General features: G+C 60.3%; 13 protein-coding genes and 1 pseudogene. 6 read left to right on the top strand and 8 right to left on the bottom strand.

Going from position 1 to position 15,405, the window contains the following annotated elements; all coding sequences use genetic code 11:
• The 5 genes and pseudogenes from EOC93_RS28215 to EOC93_RS35050 form a co-directional block, all read right to left on the bottom strand.
• Positions 1-336: hypothetical protein (locus tag EOC93_RS28215; protein WP_164759306.1), on the bottom strand; the 336-nt coding region annotated here is incomplete at its 3' end.
• A 783-nt stretch (positions 337-1,119) separates the two neighbouring features.
• A complete protein-coding gene (locus tag EOC93_RS28210; protein ID WP_127206256.1) occupies positions 1,120-2,571 on the bottom strand; it encodes a bacterial transcriptional activator domain-containing protein in 1,452 nt (483 codons plus the stop codon).
• A 679-nt stretch (positions 2,572-3,250) separates the two neighbouring features.
• Positions 3,251-4,639: an HlyD family secretion protein gene (locus EOC93_RS28205; RefSeq protein ID WP_127206255.1), complete on the bottom strand. Its 1,389-nt coding sequence runs from the start codon at positions 4,637-4,639 to the stop codon at positions 3,251-3,253.
• 333 nt (positions 4,640-4,972) lie between these two features.
• Positions 4,973-5,716, bottom strand: a complete 744-nt coding sequence (locus EOC93_RS28200; RefSeq protein ID WP_127206254.1) for a hypothetical protein — start codon at positions 5,714-5,716, stop codon at positions 4,973-4,975.
• A 616-nt stretch (positions 5,717-6,332) separates the two neighbouring features.
• Positions 6,333-6,472 (bottom strand): annotated as a pseudogene (locus tag EOC93_RS35050) (EamA family transporter); the annotation flags it as partial.
• A 269-nt stretch (positions 6,473-6,741) separates the two neighbouring features.
• On the opposite strand from EOC93_RS35050, the gene EOC93_RS28190 reads away from it, so the two are divergent.
• Entirely contained in the window at positions 6,742-7,254 is a 513-nt protein-coding gene (locus tag EOC93_RS28190; protein ID WP_127206253.1) for a hypothetical protein, read from the top strand.
• Positions 7,255-7,349: 95 nt separating this feature from the next.
• Here the strand turns inward: EOC93_RS28190 and EOC93_RS34255 are convergent, their stop codons facing one another.
• A complete protein-coding gene (locus EOC93_RS34255; RefSeq protein ID WP_164759305.1) occupies positions 7,350-7,610 on the bottom strand; it encodes a hypothetical protein in 261 nt (86 codons plus the stop codon).
• Between the two features lie 57 nt (positions 7,611-7,667).
• Between EOC93_RS34255 and EOC93_RS28185 the strand changes: the two genes are divergently transcribed.
• Genes EOC93_RS28185 through EOC93_RS28175 form a run of 3 tightly spaced genes read left to right on the top strand, consistent with a single transcriptional unit; the run spans position 7,668 to position 11,307 of the window.
• Positions 7,668-9,956, top strand: a complete 2,289-nt coding sequence (locus tag EOC93_RS28185; protein ID WP_164759304.1) for a protein kinase family protein — start codon at positions 7,668-7,670, stop codon at positions 9,954-9,956.
• A complete protein-coding gene (locus tag EOC93_RS28180) occupies positions 9,953-11,029 on the top strand; it encodes a hypothetical protein (RefSeq protein WP_127206251.1) in 1,077 nt (358 codons plus the stop codon). The genes EOC93_RS28185 and EOC93_RS28180 overlap by 4 nt, the downstream gene beginning before the upstream one ends.
• Positions 11,011-11,307, top strand: a complete 297-nt coding sequence (locus EOC93_RS28175; RefSeq protein ID WP_127206250.1) for a hypothetical protein — start codon at positions 11,011-11,013, stop codon at positions 11,305-11,307. Before EOC93_RS28180 ends, EOC93_RS28175 begins: the two co-directional genes overlap by 19 nt.
• Positions 11,308-11,417: 110 nt before the next feature.
• Here the strand turns inward: EOC93_RS28175 and EOC93_RS28170 are convergent, their stop codons facing one another.
• Positions 11,418-13,007, bottom strand: coding sequence for an amidohydrolase family protein (locus tag EOC93_RS28170; RefSeq protein ID WP_164759303.1), 1,590 nt, complete (start codon positions 13,005-13,007; stop codon positions 11,418-11,420).
• A gap of 910 nt (positions 13,008-13,917) precedes the next feature.
• Here EOC93_RS28170 and EOC93_RS28165 point away from each other — a divergent pair.
• Together EOC93_RS28165 and EOC93_RS28160 are read left to right on the top strand one after the other, a co-directional pair.
• On the top strand, positions 13,918-14,211 hold the full coding sequence (locus tag EOC93_RS28165) for a hypothetical protein (RefSeq protein ID WP_127206248.1): 294 nt from the start codon (positions 13,918-13,920) through the stop codon (positions 14,209-14,211).
• Between the two features lie 15 nt (positions 14,212-14,226).
• Positions 14,227-14,499 (top strand): hypothetical protein, encoded by a 273-nt coding sequence (locus EOC93_RS28160; protein ID WP_127206247.1) that lies wholly within the window; start codon positions 14,227-14,229, stop codon positions 14,497-14,499.
• Positions 14,500-14,547: 48 nt separating this feature from the next.
• On the opposite strand, the gene EOC93_RS28155 is transcribed toward EOC93_RS28160, so the two are convergent.
• On the bottom strand, positions 14,548-15,405 hold an 858-nt coding region (locus EOC93_RS28155; protein ID WP_127206246.1), incomplete at its 5' end, for a (p)ppGpp synthetase.

The following is a 15,405-nucleotide window of genomic DNA, read 5'->3' as shown; positions in this document are numbered from 1 at the left end:
GTCGTATAGCATCTCCTCATCTGGGCAAGCGTCGATCCAGCCAACAAAAGCCTTCGCAGCTTCCCGCCCGTGAGCGGCCGCAAGGCCGATGGCAACGTGGGCGGCGATCTGATTGATCTGATCACGATCCATCTTGCCGCCCTGCGCAACGCATTGGTCGGACCCCAGCCGGCGCAGCCGAACGAATGCCGTGCGAATGCCGATTGCCGCCTCCGTCTCGGCAAAGCCCATTCCGTCGGCTCGACACTGGCGGCGGAACTTGAGCGCAGCATCTTCAGCGGTTTCCGGAATAAGGCCGATCACCGCCACAATGGCGATCACTGCGAGCACGATCATCGGGCCAAATGTGAGCATGGATGGTCCCCTGGTTCAGTTCTCGGGACAGTGTAGGGCCGCACCTCGGCCTCGTCAACAAGTAACACTTTGAAAAGGAAAGAGAAAATGGCGCAACTATTCCCCTCTCTAGGGGCTGAGCGGATCAAAAGGCGCCAGCTTTTTTGCCGCCAAGACCGGGTAGTAGGGGGTCGAGTTAATTTTTGCGAACTCGAGGATCCCGGACCGGCTGCTGAGCCATTTTCGCGAGACTCCAGGGAAAGAACTTTTATGCTGCCGTGGGTCTCATCACTGGCGAATGCATCTCCTTCCTTATGAGATCGGCAGTATGTTTCCAGGGGGACAGGGCTAAAGATAGCGGTTTGGCGAGACCTAAATCAGTGATGATAATCTGAAACTTGGTACCCATTGGGAATGGCGGGAGACGACCTCATTGCGGCTGTTCAGTTGGGAGCGTCGCATGACGCGATCTGCATCGGTGCCCTTCATTGTCCGCGTTGCGAATCTCAGCAATGCGCCTCCATACCGGCCGTTGGAGTCAGCCGGTGTAACACCTAAAAGCGGACTTGCAATTCGGAACGCTGAATGTCGTGAGTTGGACCCAAACGCGACCTTCGTGAGACGCCGAACGAAGAGCTGTTTTGCGCCGCATGTCGGCCGCTGAACTCGGCGCTGCCACGCCTGAAAGCGGACATCACCGGGGGAGGTCGCGGTTGCGCCAGGACGATGCTTCCGAAAACCTGTGGGCATCGCGTGATCACACCAGCCGCTCGCGGGTGTACGCCTTCAGGAGGTCGCCGGATCCCAATCCGGTAGCGACCTGTAGCGATCAATGGCCGGCAGAGTTCCGACCCGCTGGCGCAACCGAGCCATCGTGGCGGCCTTGATCAGCATCGCACGATACTGCCGCAAGGCGAGGCGGTAGCGTCCGCGCCGGATGCTATCGAGAGCAGGGACGATATGCTGGGTCATCAGGTGACGGTATACGCGTTCCTTATCAGGCCGAACTCGAAGCGCTGCGACAATCTCAGGGGAAACATCATAGTACAGTTCAACGAGCGCCCGTGCAGCCGGATCACGGGCCATGTATCCATCGCGGAAACGCCGCAGTTCCTCCAGAAGTTGATGATCATCCGGCAGCCCGTGAACCTCGCACGCCGCCGTGGTGATAAAGCACCCTCCACTCCCACCGATCGCACCGCCAATGATCGAACCGACGACAGTACCGACCGGTCCGAACACGCTGCCGATCGCACCCCCGATGAACGCGCCCGTCAAGCCGCGAGCCGGGTCGCGGGCAATGCCCCTCATTGTTGCAGTGCCAAAAGCCCACAAACCCCTAACGGTGCCTGCAACGAAGTAGCCTGCGGCCGAGAGAAGCTTGGCGCCGCCTTCTAACAGGCTCTTAAGATAATCCCCGAGTGACATCTCGCCGGTAAATAGCTTGTATATGCCGCCGAAGACCACCTGCGCCGAATAGAAGGCGAGTCGAACCCCTGCCAAACCGCTATGAAAGAGCCATGCGGTAGACGCTAGGAGGATGTCGGTCGCCAGAAGGCCCGGGGCGCCCCTGTAGAATCCCTGGTCCATGCCCTGACCGATAAAGCTCCATGAATTTTCGTTGAAGCGAAGATCGGCCATCGCGAGGTCGTACATAAACTCCGGCTGGTCGAAACGCGAAAAGGGCTCAAACCACGCCTTTACGGGATCTGGGTTGGCACCGTATTTCTCCTGGATCGCGCCGTACTCCATGTCGTGGTAGTAAGCCGTGAGGTCGACGGGGCTGACGGGATTCAGCGCAGGGTCGGTCTCACCCCATCCGAAAAAATTGCCGAAGATGTTGCCATTGCCGGGAAACAGGCCGGCACGCGCATCGCGGCGCACCTCCGGCACCTCATTGGCGCCAGGCGGCTCCACGCCCCCGCCTGCCCAAGGAGGCGACGGAAAAAACCCCCCTGCCATTCTGGGCTGGTCGCTTCGTTCCCACGCGCCCGTATATGGCGGAGACTTAAAGGTCGGCACATCCGGGGGCGCAAAAGCCGTGGTCCCGGCAGCCGCGGCACGCCATCCTTCGGTGTCCAGGCGGGCGCGCTCGGGGCGATCGTCCAGGACCTTTTGATGATGCATTGCGACGCGGGCGGTATCGCCTATACCTCGGCGCTCGATCACGGAGCGTTCCAATGGCGTAGGCCTCGTGAATCTTTCAACAGGCAGACGTTCCAACGTGTCAACGTTCATCTCCAGAACACTCCGGGATAGTGGGACCGCCACAAGAGAGCAGAAGACCGCGAGCGACCTCGGGGAATGACCGCCCTGTGAACGATAGGGCCTCTGGCCGACAACTCCGGACTGGAAAACGACACGTTGTCGCCAGGCAAGGGGTTGCCGGGCACAGCTGCGGTAGGCACAACAATGCGAAGCCAATATTGCTTCGGCATCATTTTCGGATCGTCCTCATCAAGCTTGATGCTCGCCAACGGCGCGCCGGACGCAACAACGGCCTCAGTACCGTTCCATCGCCGCCAGACCTCGATCGCAGCGACCCCGCCGCCGGGGAAAGAGCCGCTTGCCGACCAGAGTAAAGAAACGCCCCAAAGAGTGGGTGCAGCCTCGTCCTGCAGGGGAGCGGCGGGCGTCGGCGGACGCGTCACCATCTCGAACACGGGCGACCACGGCGACGAACCAGTGCCGTCAACGGCCCTCACATCGAATGCGTGCAGAGAGTTGGGCTGGAATCCCGCGACGGTCGTGCCCGGCGGCGCGGACTGCTCGGGTCCCCCGTCTACCCTCAACTCGTAGTCTGTCGCGCCGGCGACCAGATCCCACGTAAGGCGCAGGTAGTCACTGCCGCGAGACAGCTCGCGCTCGGCCGCGTCTTGACCCCACAAACGCGGAGGACTTGGCTGGGGAGGTGGCATTAGGCGATCGTCACGACGGTGGAATCAGGGTCGAATTGATAGTTCAGAGGCACCATGCGCCCACTGGCCCCCATCTGGGGGTTCGCCGTCTGAACGATGATATCCCATTCGTCATCGTCAGCTTCGTGACCCCTGACAGAAACGACCGTACCTGGGAGTTGGCGCTGCACGCCTGTTTCCGCCTCCTCGAAGGCGATCGTCACTGCTGCGCCGAGGCGCACCATTCCGGCAGCCTGCAATTGGCCGACAAGCAGCAGGACCGCATCGTTCTCGATCCTGAGGACAGGTTCGCCGGCTTCGATGCTTTCGCCCACGTCCTTGTAGAGTGCTGTGACAACCCCATCGAAAGGCGAGAGCAGGTAGGTGTGGGCGAGATTGAGCTGAAGGGCTCGGATCTCGAGGTCGATCGCCTCGAGCTCGTTGGCCATGATACGTTCAATGTGAGCGAGACGAAAGCTCGCAAGCTCCTGCTTGATCAGTTCGCCGTGGACCGCCTGACTCGACTGATGGAAATCGACCTCATTGTCGAGGCGCGGATGCGTGTAACGCGGATCGGGTGTGCTGGTAAGCTGCTGGCCGATCGATGTTGTGGTGCCACCGATCTTCTGGCTCACGAACTCCGGCGTATCGACAAGCACCCACTGACCGGCTGCGTTGCGCACGCGAGGTAGGCTTGCCGAATTGGGCATAGCGTGTTTCTGAAGGGGGGTGTTTCCAGGGTCTTGTATGACAGTCACGATCTCGGTGCCGACCGGAGCGTCATTCGGCATGGCGGCGTTCCAGGTCGCCAGCGTGGTCGACGTCGTCACGTTCTCCGTCTGGACCGCATAGTCGGCGCTTACCGTCTGGACGGCGGTCGTCGATTTACGAATCCCGACAGCATCGCCGGCGTACTCTGCATCCAGCGCCATGAAGCGGGCGCGTGTCTTGGTGAGCAGCTCTTTCAGATGCCACACAATTTCGGGATAGCTCGCCCGGAGCCTGGCGGCAGTCTGGGCGACGTGCTTGTAACGCTCCAGAAAAGCATTCTCCCGCTTTGCAACCGCCTGGTTCAGCGCCGCAGCCAACGTCTCGTTGCGAAGCGCGAAAAGATAGGGCGCAGGCGCGGTGGCGCCCGGAACCGACAGCAGCTGGACGATCGCCGCCCCGTCGAATTTCAGGCGCGCTCCCGCTTCGAGCCCGCCGCCGGCCGGCAGGGTTTCGCCAAGGTGGCTGTATAGGTTGCCGCTGATATCAAAGTGTTGAACGTTCTTGCCGAGGTGGGCAGAACCCCCTCCGCTCGTAAAGTCGTAGTTTCTCGCGGCGATGACGCCGGCCATGTTGAAACTGAGATCGGAAGACTGGCTCGCCCGAGCGCGCAAGCTGCGGACCTTTGCCGTGAGTGGCATCGTCTTCCCCCTAAGCCTTGGTAACAAACGCGCAGTCGACGAACGTGTCCTCAGCGCACTCGGCGATGATCCCCACACAGTTGTCGACGGGAGTCAGAAAACTTTCGCCGGGCTGGAGTGTCGCAAATATGACCCCCGGTGCTGCCGCGGTCGGCTTTTTACTGAAAACGGTAGCCTCTCCCCTTTCGTCGACCCGGACCAGAAGATAGACGTTCGTCCCGGCAAGGGCATCCACAACGCCGTTGCCGCCCCACAAAAATCTCGGTCCCCTGGCACGGCTGACTCTGACGCGAAATGACAGGGGCGAGCCCGTTCGGTTCGACATTCCGGAACTCATCGTTCCTCGATCTCCACCTTGATGTTGTTGACGCCGCCGCGCGGGAACCAACCCGTTCCGCCAAGGGCTCTAGCGGATGCCGCGAGCGTCTGCGTGCCGCAATCGGCGTGCACGTCGGCAAAAGTCTGATCCGCGAGCTTGCGCGCAAGCACCGTGAACGAGCCGCCCTCGCTGCTCGCCACGCGCGAAGATATCTTGACATCAAACGTCACCTTGGACATCGCCGCAGCGGTCGCGCCGAGCACCTCCAACTCCGCGCCGGTAACTCGCGCAGTTTCGAATCGGTTGGGGCCCGGCCCGAGCTCGGTGCGCCACCGTAGACGCGTGAGCACCAGACGATCCACGCCCAGTTGCGGGAGACTGCCCGATCGCAATGCATCGGAAGGGTCCTGGAGATCCAGCACGGGGGCACACTCACGGAAAAAGCGGCGGATTTCTGGCGACAGGTTGTAACGACCCGAAAGTACTCCTGCGTGGTCGAGATCGACCGTGCGCACATATGTCCATTCTGTATAACCGTAACCACTTTCCGACGCGCCTGGGTGCACGCTCCTAAAAATGGCTTCCGACGCCTTGAGCGAACTATCCCTTACAGCCTGTATGTCGAAACCCCTGTAAACTCCGCGATCGCCGCGAGAAACGACCGTCGCAATACTGGAGCCGTCGAGGCCTGTATTTGGAACAGAGCCGCAGCCTGCCACAAATATACAGGACAGCGCAAAGAACCGCGCGCGCCTCATTCAGCCCTCTCCCCAACGGATGCAACAACCGAGAAACGATGTCGCACTTAGCTTTAGAGAAGCATCATTTCAACTAAGGGACAAGAAAAAATTGCGAACCGCACTAGAAATATTGCTGTTATCAGGCCTGATCCCTGGCGGAAAGTATCGGGCCACGAAGAAAAGGGTGTACCGCTACTCCGTTCAGTCGCCAGCGCGTCGGACGTTGGGACAAGCATTCCGCGGGTTGCGGTGCAAGCTCATAGTCCGCGATCACGGCCCGGCTAGATCGGGACATCGGTCCGGCCCCTGAACTTCTGCTTTCGCAGTTTGTTCTTTGAAAGCTGCCGTTCGGTGCATCGGCGCCAAGTGTGCTCCTGGCGCGACCAAGACTTCCAGCATGGTTACCCGCGATGTCTGCCTCTTGGTGGAGGCAAAGTTTGGCTCTATGGCCGACATGAGGCGTGCTGCTGACTGGCACGGGCCGGCAGCAGACCGACAGCTTTAGGCACTCTAGGTGCTGAAGCGGACATTGGCGCAGCGGCCTAGTCACCTCTTAAGGTTAGCTGGCATCCGGCTTCGCCATCTGGAGCGAAGCGAAGGTAACATCGTCCGCTCGGCCGGAATGCAGCAGGACTTATCCGCGCGAGGTCAGCCAGACACCACCAGCGTCACAGCCAAGCCCAGGAACATCGCTGGTGTGAATGGCTCCGAGAACAGCATCCAGGCCCAGAACATGGTGACGGGCGGGCTCAGGTAAATGGCAGCGCTGACCTGCAACCCGAGAACATTTCGACGATCTTCATCGGAGGCACGCGACGGCCGAACGGAAGACCGTCGAGGACGTCTTGAGACCGTCGGTTCTGAAAGTGTTAGACATCGCCGCCCCGGATGCCGGGGCGCTGCCCGGTACCGGCCTCGCAAATCACGGTATCCAAAGCTTACCGATGGTCGCCACGTAGCACAATCCGACCTGATGCGATATGGACAGATCGTTACGTCGCAGGCAAACCTGCGCGAATCCTTGTTCCGTGTCACGGATACACATGACCAATCCCGTCCTCGAAGTCACAGACGCAATCAAGCTCAAGATTCTGGTGTTCGGGCCGCAAGTCCATACTCCGTCTCAACACGAGCGGGAGGCGAAATTTCAGAACAAGCGGATCGAGATTAGGGTGAAACTCGAGAACCTCGGTCACTTCGTAAAATACGCCGAAGAACTCGTCGATCCCAATCTCGGCGGACCGTCGGGAAACGCGGTGTTCCAAGAACTGATCATCATGAAGGAGTATGATCTCATAGTGACGTTGGTGGAATCATATGGATCGATCGTGGAGGCGACGATGATTTCGCTGAAGCCGCAGCTCGCGGCCAAGGCTCTCCTGTTCCAGGACAGCGCCCACCATCAAGGTTTAGTCCGTTCTGCCTGCGACAATGCCGTCGATATCGGCGCGCATTTCGAGGCCTTCAACTATCCAACTGATCTCGACGAGTGCCATCTATATGGGAAGGTGCTCAAACGCGTTTCCCAGATCCAAAAAATGAAGTTCCTGCTGTGAGCGAGAACTACCCGGACTTCGCCCAGACCAACAAGGTCATCGCCGCCAGTACGGACTTGCTGGAGCTTGTCGCGCGGCCGGATCTCGATCGGGTTCTATCGACGCTCGACTATGACTGGCGAGCCAACCGGGCGAATCCGACCTCGCCGTTGATTGCGACGTTCGAGCGGCACGGTTTCGTCGAGCGCGACGGCCCTGCGGTCGGGCTGACCCGGCAGGGAATCCTGTTCCTGTCTCGGCTGCTGCTTCGCCCGTCGGTGTCGTCGCGAGGAATCCTCGGCACGCTCGGCATGAAGTACGAAGCCAAGGCGATCATCTCCGTTGGCAAGAATTCGATCGTCGTCGAAGCGATCCATCGGCTTCTCCAAAGCCGGTTCGTTCTCAAGCTGGTCCGTCCAGGCGCTTCCAACGACATGCTCGGATCGGTCGGACTGCTTTCCGGATTGCCGGACGACACGAGCATCCTGAAGCCCATAGATCTGGTTGACACCACAATGATCGATGCGCTCGGGAAAGAGGTCGACGTCCAGTGCCTCGTGTTTCCGTTCGCCGAGGGCATCACCTTCAAGGAATTCCTGTCCCGCGAGAACCGCCATCTCAACTCGCAGGTCGCTATCGCTTTCGCCCGCCAGGTCGGGTCGGCTCTCGCCGCTCTCGAGGACGTCGGTGCCTACCACGGCGACCTTCACGAGGCGAACATCATCGTCGACGAGCGGGAGTTCCGGCTTCGCTTTACCATCATCGACATCTCTTTCGACGCGATGGGCAGCGTCTCGTCGGAAATCTGCCGGAACAACGACCTTTCGAACTTCAAGCAACACGTTTGGCGGCTTCTCGCGGCTCAGCGCGCTTCCGTCCCGCGCTCGTCACTTCGCAAGTACATCGGAACCAGAAACTACCGTCGCATCGAGCAAATGCTGTCCCCGGACACCACCAGCTTCAAACGCGTCTGCGAGATTCTGGAAGATGAGCGCGATTACGAGATGTATCTCGAGGAGAAGGAGCGTTTCCTGGGAGAGCGCTTCCACAATCCTGTTTCCTTCAGGCTCCAGCGCTACGAGGAAATGACCGACCCGGAAATGGCGGTGCGCCTCTTCGTCCCGCTCGAGCAGTTGATGGACAAGATCCAGGGCTTTTCCAACGTGTATGTCTCTGGTAACCGGGGGTCGGGAAAGTCCACCTATCTCGCCTCCCTCGGGTTCTTCCCGGCGGCCGCGTCCGGAACCGTGGATTTCAGGGAAATCTTCGGCATCTACTTTCCATGCCGACAGGGCGAGTTCCGGCCTCTCGCGAAGCGGGCGGAATGGTCCGACGAGAGCGGCCGAGTGCTGATCACGAACCTGATGATCATCAAGATCGTGCGGCGCATACTCGAGGTGATATCGGCCGGCGTGGCGTCGAACCGATTGCGTCAGGCGGCTTCGCTCGACGGCCTTCGCAATTTCCTCGACGATCTCGTACCTCGGCCTGGCTTGGTATCTGTTGACCTGGCTGTCCAGTCCGAACTGGACAACCTGGTGGCGTCGATGAACCGGGTGGAGATGGACGAGATCGCCAAGCTGGAGCGGCCGATTACAATAACGGCCCGGCATGACGCTTTGACCCTGATCCGGTTTCTCGAAACGGTACGACGGACCTTCCCTGAGCTTACGCGGACCCGTTTCCAGATCCTTTTCGACGACGCTGGCACCCCTTACGTGCCCTCGAACGTACAGGCGGTCATCAACGACCTGATGCTGAGTTCGAATCCTGTGTTCTGCGTGAAGCTCTCCGCCGAGAAACTGACGTTTCGGTTCATGAGTTCGGACGGCAAGGCGCTCGAGGAGGGACAGGACTATCTGGAGCGCGACATCTCGCAGATCTTGTTCATCGGCTCGGGCGCAGGCGGATTGAGGCGCGAGGACCTGGAGCTTTATTTCCGCAAGATCGTGCAGCAGCGTCTGGAAGCGTTCAATTACGCGGCGACTGATATCGTCCGGTACCTGGGCGACGAACAGATCAGCCATGAGAAGCTCCTGCAGCTGCTCGCGATGCGCGCGAAGAACGCGTACTATTCGGGCTGGACGACGGTCTGGAACATCGCCGATCGCACGCCTCGAAACCTGCTTGAGCTTGTTTCGGAAATCTTCGCCGTCGCTGGGATCGACAAGGACAGCGATCCGAAGGTCGTATCCCCGCGCTATCAGGACCGCGCGATCCGAACGATCTCTGAAAAGCGCCTGGAATCTCTCAGTCAGATCCCGGGCGCGGTCACGATACTCGGGAAGGAGGTCAGCCTAGGTCGCCGCCTGTTCGCGACCACGTCCGCGATAGGTTCCACCTTCGGCATGTATCTGCGTGCCGAGCGCGGACGGGGGCGTAAGCGGCAGCACCTGGCCATAGAGCGCAACGACCTGGAAGAACTGCATCACGAGGCCGAGGTGATGCTCGAAAGGCTGATCACCTTCGGCATCCTCGACGCCAACAAGCTGCAGTGGGCGCGGGACGACAACGTGAAGAAGCCGCTCTATGTGCTGAACCGCATATTCTGTCCGGCCTTCGGCATCGGGCACCAGCGTGATGAGCATCTTAAGCTTTCGAAGGGGAAGCTCGAACAACTGCTGGTGACCCCTGAACGGTTCATCAGAGATGGAACGAGGCTTCTTCGAGAGACCGCGACGAGGCACACTGCGGACCTTTTTCACTACAAGGACCAGCGATGACGTCTCCCGAAGGCATCAGCGGACCGGACTGGTCGGGCGTACAGGTCGCGAGTTCCATTCCCGCAGTCACGTCGGGTCTCAACGGGATCATCCTCGCGGCCGGCTTCGAGGAGCGCTCTTGCGCCTGGTTGAAGGAGGGCAGGTTCCATCAGGACGCGCGATGCGTCCTGATCCGCTTCCGCAACAACGTGCCGGGCAATGGAAAGGTATTCGACCAATACGTCGCTCTCGCGAAGGAGCGGTTCGCTCCGGAAGCCATCCACGTCGTGGAGCTGCACCAGGACGCTCCGAACCGCATGGAAAACGAACTCGGCGGCCTCCTGGCGTCACTGCCGCGCTCTGTCGTGCGCCTCGGCGTCGACATCTCCGGAATGCCAAGCTACGCGGCATGCATGGCGTTGAAGTCCACGAGGTTCGTCCGGAATCAGCATCCGATGACGGTGCTCTACACAGCCGCCAAGCAATACAATCCGACCTTCAGCCAGTACCGCAAGCTGATCGCGAAACAGGGTGGCGATATCGAGCTACTGCCTGACCCGATGGCCTTGGAGATGCGCGAAACGCTTATCCTTGATTCCTTTTCCGGATATCGCAGTCAGAACGCGAAGACGTGTCTCGCGATCATGACGGGCTACGAGGCGCATCGGTCGACGGGGGTGGTCGACACAGTGAACCCGTCGCTGCTGCTGCTGCTGTATGGGAATCCCGGCGCGCCCGAACTTCAATGGCGGCTGGATCTATCCCGCCGTCTCCATAGGAAGTTCGAGAAGGGACGTCGGACCGCCGACACCGTGGTTTCGACGCTCCATTTCCAGGAGGCCCTGTCAGCACTCGAGACGTTCTACGACAAGCTTATCGACGACTACGATCTCGTGATCTCACCGATCGGCTCCAAGATGCAGACCTTGGCCACATATCTGTTCTGGGAGCGTTATCCGGAAGTGCAGCTGAATTTTCCTCTTCCGATAGGGTATGATCCGAAGCGGCGCCCGACTGGCACGGGGCATAGCTTCCACGTTGAAATCGAGCCCCGCCAATCGCTCTTCAAGAACGCGTGGCCGACGTCGGCGTAGCGTCGTTCGTCGTCAAAGAGCTGAATTGGTCCGCACTGTTTTTGCTCAGGCCGTCGGCAGCTTCGGCAACAGGTTGGTATGCCGCCAAAGGCGCCTATGTGGCCAACAACACGGTGCTCGGCCAAGAATACTATGACGTGCAGATCAAGGTCGTCGACCGGCAACTGACTCTGGCGGGGGCACGTTTGGCCGTTCTGCTCGGGGGCCTTGTGGAACGGTCAGCTGCCTCTACGCCGGCCGAGGCGGTCGTGATGCCTGCAGCCCGAGCAGCGGAGTAGCAGGGTCGGCAGTCACTTGTACGAATTCGATGGCGTCAACATCATGGCCGACTTCCTCTCTCCCGGAGGGACGCGCGCCCGCCAGCCGGGCGGACTGTGTAACGGTCCACCTAGGTGTCGAAAGAGGCGAGCCATAACGGATCGATGCCACGATGGTGGCAATATCTCTCCAGTCGACCGCGGGTTTGCTCGCCCCTGCCCAGTCCTAGATATCGAGAAGCGTTGCGCCAGTAGACGTTCTCCAACTGCGCGTCGGTGAAATCTGCGAGTCGAATCTGAGTTTCCAAGTTTTCCAAATAGTTATTGTTATCGAGCTCCTTCGCGGTCATGGTCCAGTCGGTGCCGTACATCAGATGGCGAACGTCAGGATCGTAGTTCTCCCGGAACTGTTCCAAAAGGCGCAGGATCTCTGGCCTCTTATCCCGCTCATCGTCGTCGGTCGGGATCGCCAGCTCGCTAAGATAGGACAGGTCGGCGAAGAGGTATTCTCGTTGATCGTCTTTTATGATCTTGCCGATGATGTCTTCCCAAGCCTCACCGCTAAATTCGTCGCCTTTGCATCGCAGGCCTTTCCGTTGGTATTTGCCGACATTGAGCACCTCGTCGAAACCGCCGAAGTGAGCGAGGTTGATGCGGAGTTTTGAAAGGCCTTCTTGGGCGAGGACACGGCCCCACCATTCAGGGCTCGCGCGTTTGCCGAACTCACATTCCGCGCCCAGACTATCCTCAGCATGTGCCATGATCGGCACGCCTTTCTTTGCACACCACCGGTAGAGCGTAATGAGTGTGTCATCGAGGATCTGCCCACTGGGTCCGGTTGGCTTGACCGGCACACGCAAATTTTCGTTTTTAATGGGTCGGAAGCCCATCGGTGGATACAGCTTCACGCCGACGAAACCGCAGTCGAAGATCGCGTGTTCCACCACCTTCATCACGTGACGGTCCTCCGCCGCACGTCGAGGATCGAAGCCAACCATGCTATGCATATGGATACCGGTAGTGTCGAACATCGTCTGTTGAAGTTCATCCATCACGGCGACTTGGGTCTCGATCGACGACGCCGGTGGCGCGCCCAGCCACCTGTGCATGTCCAGGAAGCTTGGCGTCACCATCTTGACGCAGCCGTTGTTCGCGAAGACCCGGACGTATTCTCGCGCGATCGCCTCGCGACTGCCGAGGAGCAGACGCGCAAAGTCGATGTAGCGGGCTAATTTGCTGCCCCTCCCTTTCAGCGAGCGCGTCACCTGAACCGCCCGCTCCTTGGTGAGCGGTTGATCCGCTTTCACGGTCACAACGCCCGCCTCGACATAGATTTGGCTTAGAAGGTCGCCGTAGTCCGGTTCGACCATCCCGCCGGCTGTGGCGACCTTCGTCCGCTCCCCCTCTCGGTATAGCTTGTCGATGACCAAAAGCGCGTCCGACACGACATCGGTTTGACGGGCATCTAGCTCCTTGTCCGATTCCCTCTGCCGATTGAGTTTAAGATTCTCAGCCTCATCCGCAGCGAGGATAGTTCTGGCCGTCAGAATTTTTAGCAGCAGAACAAGGAGTGCACCGACCACTTTTCCGACTTTCGCCACCGCTGGCCCAGGATCCACGAGTTCCCGCTCTTCCTCCAGGACGACATAACGGACAAAGCCATCGACTGAGACATCAGAGGCATTGAAGAAGTGGCAGTGGACGTCAATGACCTTATTCACGCCAAGGCTTGTGCAGGCGCCTGGCGAAAGAGGCCTCGTCGTACATCCTGGCAATACGGGTAGTATCGCCGTCCCAGCTAACCAGCGTAGCAACGTCCGGCGATCTAGCAACCCTGCCAAATGACAGTCAAAGCCATTCATCTCAACCTCCGCTTCCCCTTCGGAAGGTGGTCTAGATGCCGGCATCTGTCGACTACCTATCCGACAACCGCCGAAAATACTTGCCGACCTAGGGTTAACGCGTCGGAAAGGGTGTCAGGAATACGACCGTTTGCCTACAATGCTGTTCGCGTCGCATTCTTGAGGGTCGGCTTCTGGCGGATAGTGTTGAAAAAGTCCGCGACCGAGGCCGTGCGCGGATAGAATTTCGATCCGTAAATGGACTGCCTGTGGATCTTGATTCCAGCAGTACGCGCGGCGAGAAATGCCTTTATACTTCAGAGGCATCCCCTCCGGAGCACCAGACTTTTTCGACACTATCGGCGCAAAGCGGTCCGCACTACGCTGGTCGCAAGGGTCGGCTTTCTTACCCAGTCATCCTAAAAGCTGGCAGTCCGCTTCCGGCCCTGAACTGCTGACGAGCTCCAAGTTCAGATTCTGCCCAACGGCAATGCGTTCGGCGGCGCGACTGCGATCGGCACGAGCGCGAACGTTGCCGACGCCGGCATGCTACGCAACCACGAGTTCGGCTTCGTCTCCGATGAGGCGGAGGTCCTCGCCGCGTGCCAGGCCTATTTCGACCGCCTGTGGCCTAGGTCTGGTGACGATCTCACTACACGGCGGCTCGCCGAATGGCGCAAAATGATCGCAGCCGCCGGCCGCAAGGGCGGGGGGAGGCGCGCGGCCGCGATTCCCGGACCATGGAGCCAAGGGGGCCGGCGGCCCATTTGCGGCGCCGGCGCGCAGGAACGTGGAGTTCGCGAACCAGGCATTCCTGAAGTTCCTAGGCACTTCTGCCGAGCGGACCCCGCGTGACGTCAGGATCGCCGACATGGTGGCGGAATCAGGCTGCGCCTGGGCCTGCACCTACCCGACCGCTCAGCGGCCACAGCAGATCGAGGACGGCGACGTGCTGTACATCGCCCGCATTGCCGCGCCCGACGGCATCCTGATTTTCGGCTACGCGACCGGGTGGCGCCACTGCGGCGACGAGGGTGTGGCGACGAAGGAGGAGATCGCCGTGAGGCCATGGAAGTCGCGCTAAAGGAACTACATCCGCGTGCATGACGCGCACTTCCTCGATGCCGAGCTTGGCGTCGGCGTTTCAATGGCCGAGATGCTGAGCGCGCTCGGTCCGGACGCGTGGCGGTCGATGCAGGAGAATGTCCGCTCCGGACGCGGCAACACCGATCCGTTCGCATCCTACCTGCGCAAGCCAGGCATGCAGCTGACCGATCTCTCCCGCGAATGGATCCACAAGCGGCTCGAACGGCTGCTGCGCACGCATGGCGAGGTCGACCTGACCACGCGTCGGTTCAAGGCGACGGAGTAGTACGTCTCTCGTGGATTCGGCCTGGTGCGCGGCGGGGGCGCGTCACGCCTACTCGTTGGCGTCCTCGGCGCGCCAGGCGTCGAAGGACTCGCGTGCGACGTTGGTCAGCATGCTCGTGAACGCGTCCGGGTTCGCGGCGTAGAGCGCGTGGCGCATCTCTGTGAACGCGTTGAACTTCTCGCCTCTGCCGCTTTCAAGGAAGTGCGCCTTGTATCGCCGCACGAGCCCGATCGTCGACCGGAGGTAGTTGTTGAACTTCCCGCGGCTGATCTTCGGCTCGCGTTCGATCACCTCCGCAGTGAAGCCATCGACCTTCCTCGGCTCGAAGTCGACGTCTGGAAAGAAGTGACGGGCGACGCGCAGCAGCCTGAAGGCGTCCAACGGAGCATACTGCCCGCGCACGATGTCGTCGGCCTCACCTGTCGGCTCGGCGGGCTCCGCGCCGTGCGCGGCCTCCCGCGCGCCCGGCTCCGGTTCCGGCTCGGCCTCGGCCTTCTCTATCTGCAGCTCGGTCTCGTCGCGGACCTGGCGGAACTCGCGGTCGGCGAGCTCGAACAGGGCGGCGAGTGTGTTGATGCGGCGCTTGAGCGACGCGGGAATCGACTTCTTGTACTTTATCTTGTGGTCGAGCGTGCTCCAGGAGTCCTGGATGATCGTGCGGATCTGGAGCTCGAAGCGGTAGGGCGCAAAGAGCTGGTATTCGGGCATCACCGCGCGGGCCGCGTCGAGCTTCAGGTCGAGGTGAAGGCCCTTGTAGCCGAAGGCGTTCTCCGTGCCTTCGATTTCGGCAGTCTTGTCGGTGACCTCGATCACGCTGAAGTGCTGGCGGACGAGTTCGCCCATCCGCTCGATCTCGTCCTCGTAAAGACACACGAGCCGCAATCCGATCAGGTCGGTAATGTGGTC

This window comes from Mesorhizobium sp. M6A.T.Ce.TU.002.03.1.1 (genome assembly GCF_003997275.1).
Classification (GTDB): Bacteria; Pseudomonadota; Alphaproteobacteria; order Rhizobiales; family Rhizobiaceae; genus Mesorhizobium; species Mesorhizobium mediterraneum.
Note: the sequence above shows the minus strand (reverse complement) of the source record. Positions and strands in the feature narration are given on the sequence as shown.

Bases quoted from the DNA above. Each gene is read 5' to 3' on its own strand.
- EOC93_RS28205 (WP_127206255.1), bottom strand. From the start codon at position 4,639: ATGCCACTCACGGCAAAGGTCCGCAGCTTGCGCGCTCGGGCGAGCCAG.
- EOC93_RS28200 (WP_127206254.1), bottom strand. From the start codon at position 5,716: ATGAGGCGCGCGCGGTTCTTTGCGCTGTCCTGTATATTTGTGGCAGGC.
- EOC93_RS28180 (WP_127206251.1), top strand. From the start codon at position 9,953: ATGACGTCTCCCGAAGGCATCAGCGGACCGGACTGGTCGGGCGTACAG.
- EOC93_RS28210 (WP_127206256.1), bottom strand. From the start codon at position 2,571: ATGAACGTTGACACGTTGGAACGTCTGCCTGTTGAAAGATTCACGAGG.
- EOC93_RS34255 (WP_164759305.1), bottom strand. From the start codon at position 7,610: ATGGATCGCTTCGACGACGATCGAATTCTTGCCAACGGAGATGATCGC.
- EOC93_RS28190 (WP_127206253.1), top strand. From the start codon at position 6,742: ATGACCAATCCCGTCCTCGAAGTCACAGACGCAATCAAGCTCAAGATT.
- EOC93_RS28185 (WP_164759304.1), top strand. From the start codon at position 7,668: ATGCTCGGATCGGTCGGACTGCTTTCCGGATTGCCGGACGACACGAGC.